Origin of the sequence: Nostoc sp., from assembly GCF_036919895.1 — a bacterium.
In the GTDB taxonomy this organism is placed as follows: Bacteria; Cyanobacteriota; Cyanobacteriia; order Cyanobacteriales; family Nostocaceae; genus Nostoc.
Genome location: NZ_JBALBW010000067.1, coordinates 1 through 19,442, shown reverse-complemented (window position 1 = coordinate 19,442; position 19,442 = coordinate 1). Strand labels below are relative to the sequence as shown.

Sequence of the window (19,442 nt, the reverse complement as noted above, 5' to 3'; positions counted from 1 at the left end):
GGGAAAAGGAGAATAAATAGTCCATACCTAATTCCCAATTCCCAGTCGCCAGTCGCCAGTCCCCAATTCCCAATTCCCAATTCCCAATTCCCAATTCCCTTTAATCACGATACACTGCCAATGTTTCTTGATGAACGCGGGCAACACTCAACCACTGGAGGTTTTGATTTGCCCGATTTTTCCACTCGTGCAGCATATCGGCATTACTCAGTAATTGCACTAAAACCCCGGCCAAAGCCTTACTATCTTTTGCTGGCACTAAAAGACCTGCTTGCCCATTATCCAAAGCTTCAGGAATCCCATCTACTTGAGTGCCAACGATCGCAATTCCAGCTTCCCTAGCTTCCGAAAGTACCAGAGGGCAAGGATCGCGATGAGAAGCCAACACAAATATGTCACAAGATATCAGGTAGCGTTGAGGTTCCGACTGGAAGCCTTCAAAATGAATCCGTTCTTTTACAGAAGTTGCTTGTGCTTGTGCCTCAAATAGCTGTTTATCAGGGCCATTGCCTACCAAATAAAGATGCGCTTGGGGAAAATCTGGGGCAATTTGTTCAAAGGCAGCGATTAACTCAGCAATACCTTTGCGTTGATACATACCGGCTACAGTAGCGATCGCTGGACGTTGTAATCCTAAAGGCTGATAATCTTGTATTTGCCGGGTACGGGGACTGCCCAAAGTTCCATTGCAGACTACCCGCAACTTGTTTTCTGGGATACCGCGCTTTGCCATAGAATCTCGCACCGCCTTGCTAACGGCAATAACCCTGTCAGCTAAACCCATCAGTAAACTAGAACGCTGAAATTCGTTGTGAACTGTGGAAACTAAAGTATATTTATTGCCTTTAAAAATGCGTGCTAAAATTACCCCCGTCATCATGTGAGCATGAACGATATCCGGCTGAAATTCTGCTGCGATCGCTCGGTAACGCACAGCCGCCTTGATAATACTTCTCGGTTTTCTAGTTTGGTCTAGTTGGTAGTGTTTGACACCACATATATTTAGTAGTTTCTCATATTCACCACCAGCAGAAATAACTGCTACCTCATAACCAGATTTTGCCTGTAAACAAGCCAAGTCCACAGCCACATTTACAATACCGTTACCGATCTCTTGAACGTGGTTTAAAATATGTATGATTCGCATAATGTTTTAGAAATGTATAAAAATTTAAGATAAGTAACTGAGTATCAATCAACATAATTATTGAGGTATTCCGCGACAGCTAAAAAGTAGTCAGTAAAATTCACCACTTGCTACTGACTAATAGCGCTGATAACGAGTTACTTAGCTTAAAGACTTATTCAGTAACGGCTCGATAAATCGGGGTAAAACTCCAAAATTTTAATAATGTCTAAAAATATGCAACGCGAATTTACCAACCGCGATGATTTGGTAGCTTACCTCCGCGAACAATTCCCAGGTGCCGCAGAGCGCGATCGCTACATCAGCGAAACTCTAGGGGGACGCAAAGCGGCACAAAAAACGCTGCAACAAATCGACCCAGTAAGCTACGCGCAAACACGTAATTTTTTCACAGGTGCGGTCACGCGACTTTCACCTTACATCCGCTATGGCGTTTTGAGTTTGCGAGAAATTCGAGATTATGTCCTTGAACAGGTACAGCACCAAAATGATGCGACGAAACTAATTAACGAGTTAGGTTGGCGTGACTACTGGCAACGGTTGTATGTAAAGTTAGGGGATGGAATCTGGAAAGACCAGGAAGAGTATAAAACTGGTTACACTGTGGCTGAATATGCATCGGAATTGCCGCAAGATATCAAACAAGGAACCACAGGCAGAGTCTGCATTGACAGTTTTAGCCGTGATTTAAAAGAAACTGGCTATTTACATAACCACGCCCGGATGTGGCTAGCCGCTTATATTGTCCATTGGCGGCGGATTCATTGGCAAGCAGGAGCGAAGTGGTTTCTCGAACACCTTTTAGATGGAGATCCTGCTAGCAATAATATGTCATGGCAGTGGGTTGCTAGCACCTTTAGTCATAAACCGTATTTTTTCAATCGTGAAAATTTGGAACGCTATACCAAAAGTATTTATTGCCAGAAATGTCCCCTTTACGGCCATTGTGATTTTGAAGACAGCTATGAAGAATTAGAACAGCGACTTTTTCCTAAAGGGGAATTTAGCAAACAAGCCAATAGCCAAAGTTGGCAGCGTGGAAAGAGAGGTAAAAAATGAATAAATCAATTGTTTGGGTACATGGAGACTGCCTTAGTCCATACAACCCAGGATTGCAAAAATACCCAAATGCGCCAGCTATTTGGGTTTGGGATGAGGCTTTGATAGATGAATGGCAATTGAGTCTTAAACGCCTCACGTTTATTTATGAATGCTTGCTAGAGTTACCCGTTGTTATCCGTCGTGGTGATGTGGCACAAGAAATTTTAGCTTTTGCCAAAGAACATGATGCGAATTTAGTTGTCACAGCCAACAGTCCCAGTCCCCGATTTAATGACATATGCAATCAAATAGAGGGTTCTATAGCAGTGGAAGTGGTAGAGGTAGAACCATTTTTTGATTATGATGGCTATATTGACCTGAAGCGGTTCTCACGCTATTGGAAAGTGGCTCAAGATTATGTTTTTGAATAGCCCAATTGTAATATTGTAATACCTAGCGATCGCTTCTTCTATCAACAGATACAGGTAAGATACTTTACATCGCTTCTTCATATCTCAGTCTCTCGCCAGAACATTTGCAACCGTTAGAGTCAAATTGAACGGAGTGTTGCTCATGACTTTTTGCAGAAGGATAAAAAATTAGCGATCGCCTTTTCGATAGTACATTTAATACCATAGAAAACCATCGAATCTAATGTCATTTGTTATTTGACCCTTTTGCCGAAAAATTCTCAATTAAAATTGTATAGGCTATATACAGTAACACATCCAGCCATTAATATAATCCATCGTCAGAGAGTTTCGCACAACCAACTAGTATCTGTTAAATTAGATTTAAAAGGCATTAACAACGTAAAATCATGAGCGACAACAGCATTACATCACGTCTGTACCCCACCCGCATTGACATTCCCGCCGAAGCGCGAGTGCAAATCGTAGTACTTCTCAACCAAACCTTAGCAGCTACTTCGGATCTTAAAACCCAAGCAAAGCAAGCGCACTGGAATGTTAAAGGAACTGATTTCTATCAGCTGCACTTATTATTTGATGAACTTGCTGGGGAATTGGAAGCGTACATCGATATGGTAGCTGAACGCATTACAGCTTTAGGCGGATACGCTTTTGGAACAGCCCGCGCCGCAGCTAGTAATTCAATTCTGCCAGAATATCCCTTAGATATTTTAGATGGTAAAGACCATGTAACAGCCTTAGCAGATCGTTATGCCCTCTATGCTAAACATCTTAGAGACGCGATCGCTAAAACTGATGAATTAGACGATCTCGATACTGCTGATCTTTACACCGAAATTTCCCGCACCATTGACAAACGACTCTGGTTCTTAGAAGCTCATCTGCAAGTAGCAGAAATTAAGGCAGAGAATGGGAAAGCGGCTACTACTAAAACTCAAAAGATCCCTGCTGGTGTAAAATAAGCACTTCTAAAAAAAGTAGTCTTTCTTAAATCTAATAGTATCTTTTTGGTAAGTACGTCACTTTTAAGTGCGTACTTTTCATTTATATGTATATACTTTACTATTGAAATAGTTCAAAACTAAGTTAAGAAGTTCCAAATATCTTCAACAAGCGATCCATCAAAATTAATACTTAAACTTGAAGAAGTTATTAGGTTACTGAAAAGGTATGTTAATTCCATTTTGACTTCAAACTCTGCCAATTTTAGATTTTTCCTGCAATCCAAAAGACGCTCCGCTATCTCAAATCTAAAATTGAGTGCTTCCTAACTAAATACTCATTAACAAAGAGGTAAATCTATGTCTCAAAATACAATTACCCACTTAATTCACGATCGCAATGCCCGTGGTCACGCTAAAATGGGCTGGCTCGATAGCTATCACACATTTTCCTTTGGTAGTTTTTACGATCCCAACCGCATGGGATTTCGCTCTCTGCGTGTGATTAACGACGATCGCATCGCTCCCGGTGCTGGATTTCCTACCCATAGTCATCGTGACATGGAAATCCTCACTTATGTCTTAGAAGGTGCTGTAGAGCATAAAGACAGCTTGGGTACAGGCTCAGTAATTCGCCCCGGTGATGCCCAAATTATGAGCGCTGGAACTGGAATCAGCCACAGTGAATTTAATCCTTCACCAACTGAACCACTCCACTTGCTACAAATCTGGATTCTTCCCGATCGAGAAGGAATAACGCCACGATATGAACAAAAAGCTTTTCCTCTAGAAGAAAAGCGCGGCAAACTCCGCTTAATTGCTGCTAAAGATGGGCGCGATGGTGCTGTGATAATTCACCAAGATGTGGATTTATACACATCTGTTTTAGAAGATGGTGATGTTGTTAATTATCAAGTCAAAAGCGATCGCTATGCCTGGTTACAAGTAGCCCAAGGTATAGTTAACCTCAATGGCGAGGAACTTAGAGCCGGTGATGGCGTGCAAATCAACGGCGAAGAACAGCTAGAAATTAGCACCAACATCGGCGGCGAAATTTTGCTTTTCGATTTGGGCTAATCTTAAGTCTGTTTGCTGAAAAGCTAGCTTATAGGGTGGGCATTGAATGCCCACCCTATTATGCTTTGTAAGAGGAAAATTTCTCGATTGGGTGCAGATTTACGTAGGACTAGTACAACACGGCGGAAATAAACAGACCATTCCAAATCAACGAAATGCTTACGCTGCATTAATTTTGAATTTTGTTAGCGAGTCATCGTTCGCTTTTAGCGTCTCGTAGAGAGCGTCATTTTGAATTTTGAATTCCGCCTTGCGGTACTCTAGCCCTCCACAGGTATCGCATTACGAATCCTTAAGGGACTCTAACTTCCCTAGACAAGCTAGAAGAGAAGGACAAAAAAACTATCACCACCAGAAAGCATTTACTTTCTGCGAAATTTACCTTCAATCGGCTCTGAAGAAAGGTTATACTTTCTCACAAAACTACTAAAACAATTAGGCGGCGATCGCCAAAAAGTTCTTAGCCTGGGAAAGATGTATCAGACTTTAATAAATATTAGAGGTCGCTGTAATGCCAACGATTCATTTTGTAGATGGTGAAAAAGGCGGGGTCGGAAAATCTCTCTTTGCCAGGACAATGATTCAGTATTGTCTAGATAAGAGAATCCCGTTTGTACCAGTGGAGACAGATAGATCGAATCCAGATGTCGCAGGGGTATATAAGGAAATATGTAAGTATGCTGTGTTTAGTGAGAATGAACGACAGGCAAATAAGGCAGATAGAATATTTGAGTGGGCGGTGGAGAAGCCAGTAATTGTGAATTTAGCCGCACAATCCCATAGAGCAGTACAAGGGTGGATTGAATCTAATCAATTACTTGAACTAGGAAGTTCGCAAGGAGTGATGTTTTGCAAATGGTTTGTATCGACAGGAGGATACGACAGCATCAACCTGTTTAATCAGTCAGTGAATACTTACGGTGAGAAAATCCCTCATATTCTGGTGAGGAATTTAGGGCTATGTGATGATTGGGAGCATCTAGAGTCAGACTCTAACTTTCAGAACATAGTAAATAAATATCCGATAAAAGTTATAGATTTTCCGAAGTTAGCATACAGAGAAAGAAACATAATTGACCAAAATCGCCTAACGTTTGCAGAAGCTAGAGAGTATAAAGAATTTGGGATAATTGGGAAACAGAGAGTAGTGAATTTTCTCAAGCTTGCTTATGGTGCTTTTGAGAAAGTAGGTATCTGGTATGAAAAAGTTGAATAGCGCTCTTTTATTACTCTCGTCAGATTAAATTTGAAACCCTATTTTGGCGTTAGTCCGCGCGGGCGGACTGTGTTTGTGTAGCTACGATTTCTAATCGCTTGGATTATTCTCTCTCCAGAGTCATAGAAGAGCGTTAGTCATTAGACCTCTTACAAGAGGTCTGATAAACATTATTGCTAGCTTTTACTATTAAAAAATATTAAGTATTTTATAAAGCTAGTATAAATTTGCCCATAAACCTACTTTATAGAGCAATCTCTGAAATATCCTTAACGGTAGTTGACATTATTTATGGTAAATATTACCATAAATGAAAGAAGCAGCTTGTAAGGAATCTCTTGCATGACAACTTTGCCAGATTTGGACTATGTATATAAACAGCAAAGCCAGCAGAACCAGGAACTAAACCTCTCGGCTGATGACTACAGCTTGCTGACCGATCTTTACCAATTGACAATGGCAGCTTGTTACACAGGCGAAGGTATAGAACAACGACGGGCAAGCTTTGAATTGTCTGTCAGAAGATTGCCAGAGGGTTTTGGTTATTTAATTGCAATGGGGCTAACGCAAGCATTGGAATATTTAGCCAAAATCCGCTTTAGTTCCGCGCAAATTGCGGCATTACAGGCAATGGGAATTTTCGCTCACGCAAGCGATCGCTTTTGGTCACTTTTAGCTGAGGGAAAGTTTACGGGTGATGTTTGGGCAGTACCAGAAGGGACAGCCGTGTTTGCCAATCAACCACTCTTGCGGGTGGAAGCACCTCTTTGGCAAGCGCAACTAGTGGAAACTTACCTCCTAAATACGATTAATTACCAGACTTTGATTGCCACAAAAGCAGCCCGGTTGCGGGATGTAGCGGGAGAATCAGCAACACTTTTAGAATTTGGCACAAGACGAGCATTTAGTCCCCAAGGGTCTTTGTGGGCGGCGCGGGCGGCCTTAGCGGGTGGGTTAGATTCCACCTCCAATGTGTTAGCAGCGCTACAACTGGGAGAAAAGCCGAGTGGTACTATGGCACACGCCTTAGTAATGGCGTTATCAGCAATAGAAGGCACTGAAGAACAAGCTTTTAGTGCATTTCATCGATATTTTCCGGGTGCGCCGTTGCTGATTGATACTTACGATACCATCGCTGCTGCCCAGCGCTTGTCCGAAAAAGTAAATTCCGGGGAAATGCAATTAAGTGGAGTGAGATTGGACTCAGGAGATTTAGTTACCTTATCAAAACAGGTGCGATCGCTCCTTCCCGGTGTACCAATTTTTGCTAGTGGCGATTTGGATGAGTGGGAAATTGCCAGGTTAAAAGCTGCTGGGGCGCAAATTGATGGTTACGGACTGGGAACTCGATTAGTTACAGGTTCGCCTGTCAATGGAGTTTATAAACTTGTAGACATTGATGGCATCCCAGTGATGAAGGAGTCTAGTGGTAAGGTTACTTATCCAGGACGCAAGCAGATTTTTCGCTCGTTTACGGGAGGTAAGGTAAAAGCAGACAGGTTGGGACTTTTAGGTGAAATTCCTTTGGATGAAGAACCTTTGTTGCAGTTGGTAGTGCAGGAGGGTGAACGGGTGCAGCCGTTGGAATCGTTGGCAACAATTCGTCAGCGTACCGCCGCCTCAGTTGCCAGTTTGCCACAAGAAACACGGCTTTTGGATCGTCCTGTGGCTGTAGAAGTGGCGATTTCTGAGGCGTTACGGGTGTTGACTGAAGAGACTAAGAAACGAACCGCAGAGGCACAGAGAACACAGAGGTAATAATTGCTCTTTCGGTATGTCTTAATTACGAATTACGAATTATTATGAGAGTTGCTTTGTTTGGAACTAGTGCCGATCCACCAACTGCGGGACATCAAAAAATTCTGAGTTGGTTGTCTGAGCGTTATGATTGGGTAGCGGTTTGGGCGGCGGATAATCCGTTTAAGTCTCATCAAACACCCTTAGAGCATCGGGCGGCAATGCTGCGGCTATTGATTGCGGATATAAACGCACCACGGCATAATATTGCTTTGGAACAAGAATTGAGTAGCTTCAGAACGCTGGAAACAGTGGAAAAAGCCAAGCTTATTTGGGGTGAAGACGCTGAATTAACGTTGATTGTTGGTTCAGATTTATTGACTCAGCTACCACGTTGGTATCGCATTGAAGATTTGTTACAGCAAGTGCAACTACTGATTGTACCGCGACCCGGATATGCAATAGATGAGTCTAGTTCAGAGGTAGTGCAAAAGCTGGGAGGGAAAATTGCGATCGCTAGTCTGACCGGTCTAGATGTTTCCTCAACAGCGTACCGCGAACATGGAGATTCTCAAGCCCTCACAGCCCCTGTAGTTGCCTATATTAATCGAGAGCATTTGTACGAATGCCAGGACGTTCACAAAAAAAGATATCAACTCCGTTAAACCAACAACCTTTGGCCGATTTCAAAGTTGGTGTGGATAATGTAATTTTTTCTGTAGATACTGTACAAAATCGGCTGTTAGTTCTACTAGTAATGCGACAGCAAGAACCATTTTTAAATCAGTGGAGTCTTCCCGGTACTTTAGTCCGTCCCGGAGAGTCTTTAGAAGATGCTGCCTATCGCATTATGGCAGAGAAAATTAGGGTTAACAATCTCTATTTAGAACAACTCTATACCTTTGGCGGGCCGAATCGCGATCCACGGGAAGCAACTGATAGTTATGGTGTGCGTTATCTATCAGTTAGTTACTTTGCCCTAGTGCGATTTGAAGAAGCCGAATTAATTGCCGATCGCATGACTGGTATAGCTTGGTATCCAGTCAAAGAAGTGCCGCAATTAGCTTTTGACCATAATGAAATTCTGGCTTATGGCCACAGGCGATTACGAAATAAATTAGAGTATAGCCCGGTGGCTTTTGAAGTCTTACCAGAAATGTTTACCTTGAATGATTTATATCAGTTATACGCCACAGTTTTAGGTGATAACTTTTCCGATTATTCTAATTTTCGGGCGCGTCTACTCAAGTTAGGTTTTTTATGCGATACCGGAATTAAGGTATCACGAGGTGCTGGTCGTCCGGCTAGCTTGTATAAGTTTGACGCTGAAGCTTTTGCTCCCTTAAAAGATAAACCTTTGGTGTTTATTTAACCAACCTCTACGTGGGACAAAGGGACAAGGGAGATTAACTTATGACCAATGACAAATGATATTATGTCCGCTAAATTACCCATAAGAAAAGAACCCCACCCCTTAATCCCCTCCCCGCAAGCGGGGAGGGGAGACAAAGCATAGCTTTGGTGGGGTGGGGTTATGGGGTTATTCGGGTCTAATAAGCAATCAAGCGGACATGATATGACAAATAACAAATAACAAATGACAAATAATATGAAAATTGCGATCGCTCAAATTAATCCGACAATTGGTGATTTGCTTTTAAATGCCCAAAAAATCCTGGAAGCAGCACAAAGAGCAGCATCTAGCGGTGCGCGTTTGTTGCTGACACCAGAACTTTCCTTGTGTGGCTATCCACCAAGAGATTTATTACTAAATCCTAGTTTTGTGGAAGCGATGGGCATCACTTTACAAAACTTGGCTCAGGATTTACCACCAAATTTAGCTGTGTTGGTAGGAACTGTTGAACCGAACCTCGAAGCACATATTAGTGGCGGTAAAAGTTTATTTAATAGCATAGCTTTGTTAGAGAGTGGCAAGGTTAAGCAAGTTTTTCATAAGCGACTTTTGCCGACTTACGATGTCTTTGATGAACGCCGCTATTTTGAACCGGGCTTAGAAGCTAATTATTTTACTCTCGATAATTTCAATATTGGCGTAACTATTTGCGAAGATTTATGGAATGATGAGGAATTTTGGGGGAAGCGTATTTATGCAGCAAATCCGATTGCTGACTTAACAATCTTGGGTGTAGATTTAGTTGTAAATTTGTCTGCTTCGCCTTACACCCTCGGCAAGCAGCAGTTACGCGAAACAATGCTCAAGCATAGTGCAGTCCGTTTTCAACAACCGATTATTTATGCTAATCAGGTTGGGGGAAATGATGACCTAATTTTTGATGGGCGTAGTTTTGCCTTAAATCGTCAAGGTGAAACTATATCTCGCGCTCGTGGTTTTGATTCTGATTTAGTAGTCGTGGAATTTGACGAGGTGCAACGGGATTTACAGTTGGGTTCTGTAGAACCGATGTATGAATCGGAAGATGAAGAAATTTGGCAAGCTTTGGTTTTGGGAGTGCGAGATTACGCTCGGAAGTGTCGTTTTTCTAAAGTAGTTTTGGGTTTAAGTGGTGGGATTGACTCGGCAATAGTAGCTGCGATCGCAGCTGCTGCACTTGGTAAAGAAAATGTCCTCGGTGTTCTCATGCCTTCCCCTTACAGTTCCGAGCATTCCATTAGCGATGCTGTGGCATTAGCCGACAATTTGGGGATTAAAACTAATCTTTTACCAATTGGCGAGTTAATGCAAGGCTTCGATCAAACATTAGGTGATTTGTTTTCGGGTACAGAGTTTGGACTAGCTGAGGAGAATATCCAGTCTCGGATTCGCGGTAATTTATTAATGGCGATCGCTAATAAATTCGGCTATCTGCTTTTATCTACTGGTAACAAATCAGAAATGGCTGTGGGTTACTGTACACTCTACGGCGATATGAATGGCGGGTTAGCAGTGATTGCAGATGTTCCTAAAACCCGTGTGTATTCACTTTGCCAATGGTTAAATCGCAATAAAGAAATTATCCCGCAAAATGTCTTGACGAAAGCACCCAGTGCTGAACTCAAACCAGGCCAAGTGGATCAAGACTCTCTACCGCCTTACGAAATTTTGGACGATATTTTGCAACGCCTAGTTCACAACCACCAATCAGCAGCGCAAATTGTTGCAGCCGGTCACGATGCGGTGATTGTAGATAGAGTAATTCAAATGGTAGCGCGGGCTGAATTTAAACGGCGACAAGCACCACCAGGATTAAAAATCACCGATCGCGCCTTCGGAACTGGTTGGCGAATGCCAATTGCTAGTAACTGGGTTGGTGTCAAAAAGGCTTACCAAACTAAAACCACAGCTACACCTAACCTTAGTTTGTTGTGATGGACAAGATACTCATCCACAACTCTAGTGATTAGTTATCAAACCTCTTCCTTTCTTGAACTTTTATTAAAGTCTGTCCTTCTCCAATGTAGAGAGGGACAGATTTTGTATAGAAAAACCTTCTCAAAGCTTCACTATTCCGCCTCTGAACTCAAAGATTGCACCTTTTAACACCAATTCCACCCCACAAAATGGATAATTTATTTCTTGGAAGACCCTAAACGCTGTGCGATCGCATTCAGCAATATCTCAAAGTCTGATTTGCTGTGAATATCAGGGGTGAGCGTGTTCATATCTTTTAGCCGATTGGTAAGTTCTGCGATCGCATGAGATCTGAACCATATTACCGAAAAAGTTTAATATATATTGCCAATAAATAGTTTTTTCTTCAGTGTAATATCTGTGAATTTTTGTGTGCTAAATCATAAATTAATAGTAAAAATTGTGACCCCCTATTCAAGCTAAGAGTATAGTTTCAAACAACATCAATTTTAAAATGATGTTTATACTTAGAAGTAAGTAAATGAAAACAGGTGCATAATGAAACTACAAGATTTCTTGGGAAAAGATGAGAAATGGTCATTTGATGCGATCGCACAAGATGCCGATTTGTCTCGTCAAATTCAGGTACTGTTAATCGGCTTAGGTTTGCTAGAACCTCCAGCCGATGGGATATTTGGCCCTGTTTCTGTGATATCTCTCAAAAAATTTCAAGAATTAGCAAAGACTGAAGAGAGTGGCTTTTTAGGAGCAGTCACAGCCAAGAAACTGATTGAAACTAAAATAGACGATCTTCCTAAACCACCCTTAAAACTTGGTAATGACATTGCTAGTAGGATTGTGAAATACTTGCTATCCAAAGATTATCAAGTATTCACCAATCCAAAAGAATATAACATTGTTTATATTGAAGGTATAAATGCAGACTGGAATCTCAATAGTGATACACCTAATCAATTTAACGATCGCCGGATTGTGATTGAAGTAGTAAATGGGGTTCCCAAAATCGTAGACCACTGGGAAGCCACTACAGAACCAGGGAATTACTACACTTATCATCCGATGAATCCCAAAGGAGCAGCAAGAATTCAGTTTGGGCAATACAAAGCTTGGGCTGTTGGCATCCACGGCACAGCAGAACCTCACGAAGCATTAGTGCAAGTTGGAGATATAACTGTTTGTAGAGATTTCAACCAAGATTTTAAACGGACTGGCGATAAGCTTGATACAGGTGATAATTTTTATGTGAATCAACACTACGGCTTTGATTTCCCCAGGAATGATATTCGCCTTGCTAGCGCGGGTTGTTTAGTAGGACGGACTCGTGACGGACATAGAGAGTTTATGGCGATTATTAAACAAGACCGCCGTTATGTCGCGAATCGCAAATACACTTTTTACACTAGCGTGATTGCTGGGGATGATTTGCTCAAAACTTTTCCAGGTTAAAATTATCCTCTTAGGGGCAGCATTCTGCCCCATGCGGAATGCTCAATACCCAAATTGCATTTTTTAACACCAGGTTTGCACAACATGACCCTTCATTTGTTGTCCCAACCAAGGTGTATTTTGTGAAAGTGTATAAAGACTTTTTCGTTCGACTTTCCAGGTTTGCTGGGGGTCAAATAAAGTAAGTTCTGCTGGTTGATGAGGTAGAATCGCACTGACTTTTTGCCCCAAACACTCTGCTGGACTAACACTCAATGCCCGCCATAATTGTAAAGCTGTAAACTCTTCCGTTTCAACCAGATATTGCCACAGCAAAGATAATGCTAACTCTAAACCAATTGCTCCTGGAGGCGCTTCGGCAAAGGCTTGGACTTTTTCTTCATAGCTATAGGGTGTGTGATCGATAGCGATCGCATCTATAACCCCTCTACGTACCCCCGCACGCAATGCCACTACATCACTAGGATTTCCTAAAGGCGGGTCTAAATGCAAGCTAGTGTGATAACTCTTAACTGCTTTTGTATCAAGTAAAAGGTGCATCCAAGTAGTGCTGGCGGTGATGGGTAAACCAGCAGCTTTGGCTGAGGCGATTAATTCCACGCTGCGAGATGTGGAGACGCGCATGATATGAACTGGTGTACCGATGGCTGCAACCAATTCAAGCATAGCTGCGATCGCAGTGGTTTCTGCACTGGCGGGTATTGGTGGTAAACCGAAACGGAGAGCATCTACCCCTTCTCTCATTACACCATTTGCTGTTAACTGGCGATCGCTAGGCCAAAATGCGACTGGTTTACCCAACGGTTGGAGATACTCTAACACTCGCCGCACCAGCGCCAAATTTTCAAAGGGCTTACCATCGGTAAAACCAACAACTCCAGCAGACGCTAAATCTGCTAATTCCGTCATTTGCTTCCCAGCAACATCTAGGGTAATAGCACCCCAGATATGAAGCAGGGGAGCAGGGGAGCAGGGGAGCAAGGGAGATAAATTATCCTCTGCCCTTTTCTGCTGCAACTGTGCCACAAGTGCAGGATTATCAATAGCTGGGGATGTATCGGGTAGAATGCTAACTCTGGTAAAGCCGCCAGCAGCAGCAGCTTGTAAAAAAGATAAGAGGGTTTCTCGTTCTTCAAATCCTGGTTCACCGGAGTGGCTGTACAAATCAACTAACCCAGGCCCGAGAACTAATCCCTGACAATCTCTAATTTGAGTATCGGGATGAATATCAGCAATGTGCGAAGCTACTTCTTTAATAAAACCATCAGCAATCAGCACATCAAAGAGTTCGTCGATTTCAGAAACTGGGTCAATTACTCGTACTTTTTGCAGCAGTTCAGTCATAAAGCTTTTTAGTTAGGAGTTAAGAATAAAATTATGAGTTAGGAGTTATCAGTTATGAGTTAGGAGTTATCAGTTATTTGTTCCTTGCTCATCATTTTTAACTTTATTCATCACTCATAATTTTTCACTCCTAACCTTTTTTACAATGCCCCTGCTGCCGTTTTATCTAGTACGCCACCACCAAAATGAGTGGTGATATTCATAGCTTGTAATACTGGTAAACCATCGATTCCAGAAGGGTAATCGATGACGCTGACTGCGCCATTACCCTGACGGAAATTCCAGAAATTTTCTAGCGGTAAACCCAGAACGTGACAAAGTAGAGTTTTATTAGTTGCGTCGTGAGCTACTACTAATACAGTTTTGAACTGATTAGTTGATGCGGCTTCTACAATTGATTGCCAAGCTGCAACGCTACGTTCCCACACCTCTTGCAAATTTTCCCCTTCAGGCATTTGCACTTGGGCTGGTACTAACCGCCAGCGTTGCAACTCTCCGGGAAATTCTTGCTCTATCTCTGTTTCTAATTTTCCTTCCCAGAGTCCGTGGCTGATTTCTCTTAAACCATCTTGCAAGTCTAACTTTACATTAGGATGCTGTTTTAAAATAATCTCTGCTGTTTCTTTAGGACGCAGCATTGGGCTACTTACAGCAAAATCGATCGCTACCTCTTGGAGAAATTCACCTGCTTTTTGCGACTGTTGTCTACCGTTGTCGTTGAGGGGAACATCAATTTGTCCTTGAAACCTGGTTTGGCGATTCCAGTCGGTTTCGCCGTGACGCACTAGTAACAACCGTATTCCTTGATGATCCGGTCGCAATGAAGGTAAAGTCTCTCCAGTATGTTGCGTCTGATTTAAAGATTCTAGCTGGACTGGTTCACCCAATCCCCCAGCAAAATTAAGTACGCTGATGCCACAGTTAGATTGCTGGATTGAATGGTAGCGACTTGCAGAGATTCCCAAAGCTGTGCTAATCAAGGCGCGATTAATACCGTTATGCCCCACTATCAGAATAGTTTCGCCTTGATGTTGAGACAAAGTTTCTTGCCAAAACTGCCGTGCTTGTTCGTATAAAGCAAGAACAGGAAAATGTTCTCTTGTTCCCTCTGCATCATTTAGCAGCATCCGCAGTTCATCAGGCCGTTGGTGCCAAGTGCGGTAGTCTTCGGCAAATTTTTGCTTAACTTCAGAAGTTAGCAATGCTTCCCATAAAGGCAGGTCAATTTCTAGCAGTAAATTAGAAACTTGGATTACAGCAGATTGTTCGGGATGAGTAGCTAACTCACTATGGATAATATCTGCTGTGTGTTTCGCTCGTTGCAAGGGGCTGCTATAAATAGCATTAAATACAATATTGCTGAGGGCTTTGCCAGCAATACTTGCATCGTTACGACCTTTTTCGGTTAATGTTGACGCATCAGTGCGTCCCTGAATACGCCGCTCGGTATTATAACCGCTTTGACCGTGGCGCACAATGATGACACGAGTCATCTTAAAGCCCTCCTGTATCTAGACGATTAATTCTACTGCAAAATGATTGCAGAATTACCGACCCAGAAAGGCGGATTTAGTTAAAAGGGCAGTTATGAACCGTAACTACACAGGCAAAATCCATCTCTGTGGATTTAAAACCCTCAATTTTTCCTTAGCTGGACTTTATCCAAAATTAAAAACTCGGTTTTCTTTATCCGGCAAAAACCCTGGCTTTTTGGCAAATACTTTTTACACGTCACAGATTATCAATTGTAAGGGCCAGCGATCGCTGTTACATCTTTCCAGAATTGAATCAAATCTGAAAAAGCATTTGTTGATGGTTAGTTATAGTTATCGGGCTTGCTACTTCCTTAATTCCGTTGCAACCACTCATCCAAGCGAGACATTTCCACCGCCCGGTTCAACAGCAATCCATTAACCTCGTATAAACATTAGTTGCATAAGCGACATCACTTTTATTTTTGACGACACCATTAACTAAGTTTGGCTCAAATGCGATCGCTTGACTAACTTTTCGGGTTTCCGGGTTAACTACACAGTGGGCATTTGTCAAAACAACGTCTTCAGCAATCAATGTTCCCGTGCAACTGTAACCGCCACCATCAGCACTTATCCCCTCGATTTTACCAATGGCTGACCAAGGGTAGTCTCTGCTAGTCATAGGGATACGGTCATCTGACCCATCCGCCGATTTGGTTGACGTAGTTAATGCCGCAAAGGGAATGTATTGTAAAGCTTCATCACCAACAATTACTAGGCGTTTTTGCCCCAACTTATCAGCAACAGGTGCGAGGATAAGTTGACTCAGTTCGTTAGCGGCTTTTCCTTTATCTTCCGGCGAAACTCCCAGCATCCCTGGATTTTTTAAGTAATTGTTGTATAAATTATTGGCTGCTTTGTCTATCTTTTCCCGTCCGGGGAGTTCATAGCTATAGAGAGAGTTGGGTGTGACAGCCCAAAGCGCTTTCCAACTTAATTTAATGAGGTTAAATATTTTTTTACAGGAGTACGATAAATAATCATGTACTACCCATCACTACAGCCGGGTTAGTGCGGGATTAAACGGAGGTTCTGTAGTGTTTGAAATCAACAGGCGGCGGAGTAACCCCAGATGGAACATCACAGAAGACTTGGCTGGGGTATATGATGATGCCCACCATACTAGTTTTGGGGACTGCTTAAGCCTGTAACCTTCTTTGTGGTAACAGTGCGGGTGATTGGGACTTTTCGACTTTTTGACCAGTCTGACATCTTTTCTGGCGGGCCAAATAACGCTACCTTATTGGCTGTACTGGCAGTATCCGACATTTTTGATTTTGAAAGCGATCGCCTGGCTGAATTCTTACCAAGGCATGATTGTTTCTGGCATGGTCAATGCCACTTTCATCTTCATGATGCGGCAATTTTTTGTTAATTTTCTTAAAGAACTAAACCGGCGCTAGCAGCACAGGCGGTTTTTGTGTTTATGGGAAGTTGGAATAATTTTTTACTGCCTATAGTTGTCCTATTTGACCCAGAAATGTTTACCCTTCCTTTAGGGCTGAACACCTTCAAAGGTCAATACATCAGCTATTGGAACTACATTATGGCAGCTTCTATGGTTTTTACCCTGCCAGCTTTAGGTATTTACGCCTTTTTTAATCGTTACTTTATTCAAAGCGTCATTTTTACCGGAGGAAAAGGTTAAACCCCATTCCCAATGCCCTATTCCCCATTCCCCATTCCCCAAACAGTATTTTGGGCAACAAATTGCACTCCTAACGTGATATTGGTATTACAGCGACTCAATCTCTATCTATCAGTTAACAAGCATTATGGGTTTTGCAGACCTATCGATCGCAGAGATAGCAGCCGACTACAGTATACCTGTAGAAAAAGTGTTTTCTCTGTGCAACCAACTGGGAATCGCCTACAAACACCAAAAGACCCGTTTGGCGTTAGAAGATGCAAAGGCAATTATTTCCCAAATATCGTTTGAAACACACCCAAAAGGTACTAGCGACTTATTGGGTGATGACGAGGACACCTGAAGGGTGATCTTGGGCTTTAGCTAATCATTGATAGCTAATAACAAAAAACAATGAGTCATTAGCAATTAGCAGCTTGGAGATTGAGAATCGCTTTCTTAGCTGTGTTGAGCGTAAAAATTTTTAAGGGGAAACATGTTTAGAAGACTAATTGGCGTTGTTGTGGTCACTGTTTTACTCTCGTTTCAGTTGCTTGTTGGTAGCGCGACAGCAGTGGAATTGGACAAAGCTACCCGAACAGTGCCATTAAATACTCAAGGTGAAGTTACCGTACTCAGCCTTAAACAAGTCAAAGAAGGCAAACGCTTATTTAATTACGCTTGCGCCCAATGTCATGCTGGGGGAGTTACCAAGACAAACCAGAACGTAGGACTTACTCCAGACGATCTGGCACTGGCAACACCCAACCGTAATAACATTGAAGGCTTGGTGGATTACCTGAAAAATCCTACTACTTACGACGGGGAAGAAGAGATTTCCGAAATCCATCCCAGTATCAAGAGTGCAGATATTTTCACAGCAATGCGAAATCTGACAGATGAGGACTTGGAAGCGATCGCCGGTCATATTCTCATCCAACCCAAAATCGTTGGCACTAAGTGGGGAGGAGGAAAAATCTATTACTAAATCCCGGAATTAGGATTGGGGATTGGGGATTGGGAAGAATTCAGTCCCCAGTCCCCAGTCCCCAGTCCCCAGTCCCCAGTCCCTCATATAGCTTTTTGCAATAAATTGCTCTCCATATCTTAAAAAAAAATTGTATCTATGACAGATTGTCATATTTGGTGTTGATTTTATTTAAAATGAGAAAGGAAAAAAAATTGTTTGTTAGGAGAGAGCCATGAAATTGATTTCGGCAAGCTTGCGACGCTTTAGTTTAGCCGTGTTGACAATCCTTTTAGTTGTTAGCAGCTTTGCAGTTTTTACTCCCAGCGCTTCTGCTGAAACCTACGAGGTGAAATTGGGTACTGATAAAGGAATGCTAGCATTTGAACCTAAAAAATTGACAATTAAACCAGGTGACACAATTGAATGGGTGAACAATAAAGTTCCTCCCCACAACGTTGTGTTTGATGCAGCCAAAAACCCTGCTAAGGATGCCACTTTAGCAAAATCTCTGTCTCATAAGCAGTTGCTGATGAGTGCTGGCAAAAAGGAAACAACCACTTTCCCCGCAGACGCACCTGCTGGTGACTACACCTTCTACTGCGAACCTCACCGTGGTGCTGGCATGGTTGGTACAATCACTGTCCAAGGCTAGAAACGTTCATCATTGAAACAAGACCCTTTCTCTGTGAAATTACCTCATAGCAACACGCTACACTCCTAGAGTGACGTACACAATGCATAAATGGCGGTAACGAGTCCTATCCCACCCTAAGACGCTAAACACCTGTAGCGATTGAGGGATAACTCGTTACCGCCAATATCGATCAAATTTGACTTAATCAAGGATTAATCGCGTTTATACTCTTCCTGGAGTCTTGTTGCGAGGAAATTCTCTTGAGAAAACTTTTATTAATTTTAATGTTAGCGATCGCTCTATTCAAATTGACATTCATTAGTCCAGCACTAGCTGCCGAAACATCCAACGGGGCTAAAATTTTCGAGGCTAACTGCGCTTCTTGCCATATAGGTGGCGGCAATATCCTGATTAGCCAGAAAACCTTGAAAAAGGAAGCATTGTCAAAGTACCTAGAAAATTATAATAGCGACTCTATCGAGGCGATTATCCACCAAGTGCAAAATGGTAAAAATGCTATGCCTGCCTTTAAAGAAAAGTTAAGTGTTGAAGAGATTTTGGAGGTAGCTGCTTACGTTTTTCAGAATGCAGAAAAAGGCTGGTAAAGTTAGCCATCAAGGTTCTCAACCAGAATGGAATTAATATAACTTACAGCGAATTTTAATCAAACGTGCCACAGTTAAAAGTACTAAAACCAATATTGGACTTTGTTTTAGGATTTATTTTTGTGGTGGGTTTGATAAAAAACTGCTGTAAGTCAAGGTCGGGGACTGAAGCCATGAGCAAGAAAAAAGCCAAGCGGTATAAATCCAAAAAACCATCAGAACTAATTAGAACCGATGTTTGGGATTCAATAACCTCACTTGCTGAAAACAAGAAATGCGTGTGATTCGTTAGCTAGAAACTAGACTCCACAAGGATTCTAGGGGATTAGCTGCTAGGTTCAAGCCTAGATAACTGATTAA

General features: G+C 42.2%; 19 protein-coding genes and 1 pseudogene. 16 read left to right on the top strand and 4 right to left on the bottom strand.

The window, feature by feature from the left end:
- Positions 1-100: 100 nt before the first annotated feature.
- Complete coding sequence (locus V7K55_RS12300; RefSeq protein WP_334831577.1) at positions 101-1,147, bottom strand: glycosyltransferase family 4 protein; 1,047 nt, start codon at positions 1,145-1,147, stop codon at positions 101-103.
- Between the two features lie 204 nt (positions 1,148-1,351).
- Here V7K55_RS12300 and V7K55_RS12295 point away from each other — a divergent pair, with 204 nt between their 5' ends.
- The 10 genes from V7K55_RS12295 (at position 1,352) to V7K55_RS12250 (ending at position 12,367) form a co-directional block, all read left to right on the top strand.
- Positions 1,352-2,206: an FAD-binding domain-containing protein gene (locus tag V7K55_RS12295; protein WP_334831575.1), complete on the top strand. Its 855-nt coding sequence runs from the start codon at positions 1,352-1,354 to the stop codon at positions 2,204-2,206.
- Positions 2,203-2,619, top strand: a complete 417-nt coding sequence (locus V7K55_RS12290) for a hypothetical protein (protein ID WP_334831573.1) — start codon at positions 2,203-2,205, stop codon at positions 2,617-2,619. Before V7K55_RS12295 ends, V7K55_RS12290 begins: the two co-directional genes overlap by 4 nt.
- 389 nt (positions 2,620-3,008) lie before the next feature.
- A complete protein-coding gene (gene dps, locus V7K55_RS12285) occupies positions 3,009-3,581 on the top strand; it encodes a DNA starvation/stationary phase protection protein Dps (protein ID WP_334831571.1) in 573 nt (190 codons plus the stop codon).
- 339 nt (positions 3,582-3,920) lie between these two features.
- Complete coding sequence (locus V7K55_RS12280) at positions 3,921-4,637, top strand: pirin family protein (protein ID WP_334831569.1); 717 nt, start codon at positions 3,921-3,923, stop codon at positions 4,635-4,637.
- Between the two features lie 511 nt (positions 4,638-5,148).
- Complete coding sequence (locus V7K55_RS12275; protein ID WP_334831567.1) at positions 5,149-5,853, top strand: mobilization protein; 705 nt, start codon at positions 5,149-5,151, stop codon at positions 5,851-5,853.
- A 342-nt stretch (positions 5,854-6,195) separates the two neighbouring features.
- On the top strand, positions 6,196-7,611 hold the full coding sequence (locus V7K55_RS12270; RefSeq protein ID WP_334831565.1) for a nicotinate phosphoribosyltransferase: 1,416 nt from the start codon (positions 6,196-6,198) through the stop codon (positions 7,609-7,611).
- 44 nt (positions 7,612-7,655) lie between these two features.
- Positions 7,656-8,255 (top strand): nicotinate-nucleotide adenylyltransferase, encoded by a 600-nt coding sequence (locus tag V7K55_RS12265; protein ID WP_334831563.1) that lies wholly within the window; start codon positions 7,656-7,658, stop codon positions 8,253-8,255.
- Positions 8,216-8,962, top strand: a complete 747-nt coding sequence (locus V7K55_RS12260) for an NUDIX hydrolase (RefSeq protein WP_334831561.1) — start codon at positions 8,216-8,218, stop codon at positions 8,960-8,962. Before V7K55_RS12265 ends, V7K55_RS12260 begins: the two co-directional genes overlap by 40 nt.
- Before the next feature lie 237 nt (positions 8,963-9,199).
- Positions 9,200-10,918, top strand: a complete 1,719-nt coding sequence (locus V7K55_RS12255; protein ID WP_334831725.1) for an NAD+ synthase — start codon at positions 9,200-9,202, stop codon at positions 10,916-10,918.
- Positions 10,919-11,458: 540 nt separating this feature from the next.
- Positions 11,459-12,367, top strand: a complete 909-nt coding sequence (locus tag V7K55_RS12250; protein WP_334831559.1) for a peptidoglycan-binding domain-containing protein — start codon at positions 11,459-11,461, stop codon at positions 12,365-12,367.
- Between the two features lie 63 nt (positions 12,368-12,430).
- Here the strand turns inward: V7K55_RS12250 and V7K55_RS12245 are convergent, their stop codons facing one another.
- Both V7K55_RS12245 and V7K55_RS12240 read right to left on the bottom strand, forming a co-directional pair.
- Positions 12,431-13,711 (bottom strand): dihydroorotase, encoded by a 1,281-nt coding sequence (locus V7K55_RS12245; RefSeq protein ID WP_334831557.1) that lies wholly within the window; start codon positions 13,709-13,711, stop codon positions 12,431-12,433.
- Positions 13,712-13,851: 140 nt separating this feature from the next.
- Positions 13,852-15,204: a histidine phosphatase family protein gene (locus tag V7K55_RS12240; protein ID WP_334831555.1), complete on the bottom strand. Its 1,353-nt coding sequence runs from the start codon at positions 15,202-15,204 to the stop codon at positions 13,852-13,854.
- A gap of 94 nt (positions 15,205-15,298) precedes the next feature.
- Here V7K55_RS12240 and V7K55_RS12235 point away from each other — a divergent pair, with 94 nt between their 5' ends.
- A complete protein-coding gene (locus V7K55_RS12235; RefSeq protein ID WP_334831553.1) occupies positions 15,299-15,625 on the top strand; it encodes a hypothetical protein in 327 nt (108 codons plus the stop codon).
- Here the strand turns inward: V7K55_RS12235 and V7K55_RS12230 are convergent.
- Positions 15,608-16,060 carry a trypsin-like serine peptidase gene (locus V7K55_RS12230; RefSeq protein ID WP_334831551.1) on the bottom strand — a complete coding sequence of 151 codons (453 nt, stop codon included), beginning with the start codon at positions 16,058-16,060 and terminating at the stop codon, positions 15,608-15,610. The genes V7K55_RS12235 and V7K55_RS12230 overlap by 18 nt on opposite strands.
- A gap of 379 nt (positions 16,061-16,439) precedes the next feature.
- Here V7K55_RS12230 and V7K55_RS12220 point away from each other — a divergent pair.
- From V7K55_RS12220 to petJ, 5 genes and pseudogenes are all read left to right on the top strand, one after another.
- Positions 16,440-16,894, top strand: a pseudogene (locus V7K55_RS12220) (carbohydrate ABC transporter permease); the annotation flags it as partial.
- A gap of 127 nt (positions 16,895-17,021) precedes the next feature.
- Positions 17,022-17,237 carry a hypothetical protein gene (locus tag V7K55_RS12215; protein ID WP_094329803.1) on the top strand — a complete coding sequence of 72 codons (216 nt, stop codon included), beginning with the start codon at positions 17,022-17,024 and terminating at the stop codon, positions 17,235-17,237.
- 132 nt (positions 17,238-17,369) lie between these two features.
- On the top strand, positions 17,370-17,861 hold the full coding sequence (gene psbV / locus V7K55_RS12210; RefSeq protein WP_334831548.1) for a photosystem II cytochrome c-550: 492 nt from the start codon (positions 17,370-17,372) through the stop codon (positions 17,859-17,861).
- 214 nt (positions 17,862-18,075) lie between these two features.
- Positions 18,076-18,495: a plastocyanin gene (gene petE, locus V7K55_RS12205; protein WP_334831546.1), complete on the top strand. Its 420-nt coding sequence runs from the start codon at positions 18,076-18,078 to the stop codon at positions 18,493-18,495.
- A 242-nt stretch (positions 18,496-18,737) separates the two neighbouring features.
- Positions 18,738-19,082, top strand: a complete 345-nt coding sequence (gene petJ / locus V7K55_RS12200; protein ID WP_334831544.1) for a cytochrome c6 PetJ — start codon at positions 18,738-18,740, stop codon at positions 19,080-19,082.
- The last annotated feature ends 360 nt before the right edge of the window (positions 19,083-19,442 follow it).

Bases quoted from the DNA above. Each gene is read 5' to 3' on its own strand.
- V7K55_RS12300 (WP_334831577.1), bottom strand. From the start codon at position 1,147: ATGCGAATCATACATATTTTAAACCACGTTCAAGAGATCGGTAACGGT.
- dps (WP_334831571.1), top strand. From the start codon at position 3,009: ATGAGCGACAACAGCATTACATCACGTCTGTACCCCACCCGCATTGAC.
- V7K55_RS12250 (WP_334831559.1), top strand. From the start codon at position 11,459: ATGAAACTACAAGATTTCTTGGGAAAAGATGAGAAATGGTCATTTGAT.
- V7K55_RS12240 (WP_334831555.1), bottom strand. From the start codon at position 15,204: ATGACTCGTGTCATCATTGTGCGCCACGGTCAAAGCGGTTATAATACC.
- psbV (WP_334831548.1), top strand. From the start codon at position 17,370: ATGTTTAGAAGACTAATTGGCGTTGTTGTGGTCACTGTTTTACTCTCG.
- V7K55_RS12245 (WP_334831557.1), bottom strand. From the start codon at position 13,711: ATGACTGAACTGCTGCAAAAAGTACGAGTAATTGACCCAGTTTCTGAA.
- V7K55_RS12280 (WP_334831569.1), top strand. From the start codon at position 3,921: ATGTCTCAAAATACAATTACCCACTTAATTCACGATCGCAATGCCCGT.
- V7K55_RS12290 (WP_334831573.1), top strand. From the start codon at position 2,203: ATGAATAAATCAATTGTTTGGGTACATGGAGACTGCCTTAGTCCATAC.
- V7K55_RS12295 (WP_334831575.1), top strand. From the start codon at position 1,352: ATGTCTAAAAATATGCAACGCGAATTTACCAACCGCGATGATTTGGTA.
- V7K55_RS12265 (WP_334831563.1), top strand. From the start codon at position 7,656: ATGAGAGTTGCTTTGTTTGGAACTAGTGCCGATCCACCAACTGCGGGA.
- V7K55_RS12260 (WP_334831561.1), top strand. From the start codon at position 8,216: ATGCCAGGACGTTCACAAAAAAAGATATCAACTCCGTTAAACCAACAA.
- V7K55_RS12230 (WP_334831551.1), bottom strand. From the start codon at position 16,060: ATGCTGGGAGTTTCGCCGGAAGATAAAGGAAAAGCCGCTAACGAACTG.
- V7K55_RS12270 (WP_334831565.1), top strand. From the start codon at position 6,196: ATGACAACTTTGCCAGATTTGGACTATGTATATAAACAGCAAAGCCAG.
- petE (WP_334831546.1), top strand. From the start codon at position 18,076: ATGAAATTGATTTCGGCAAGCTTGCGACGCTTTAGTTTAGCCGTGTTG.
- V7K55_RS12275 (WP_334831567.1), top strand. From the start codon at position 5,149: ATGCCAACGATTCATTTTGTAGATGGTGAAAAAGGCGGGGTCGGAAAA.
- V7K55_RS12255 (WP_334831725.1), top strand. From the start codon at position 9,200: ATGAAAATTGCGATCGCTCAAATTAATCCGACAATTGGTGATTTGCTT.
- V7K55_RS12215 (WP_094329803.1), top strand. From the start codon at position 17,022: ATGGGTTTTGCAGACCTATCGATCGCAGAGATAGCAGCCGACTACAGT.
- V7K55_RS12235 (WP_334831553.1), top strand. From the start codon at position 15,299: ATGAACCGTAACTACACAGGCAAAATCCATCTCTGTGGATTTAAAACC.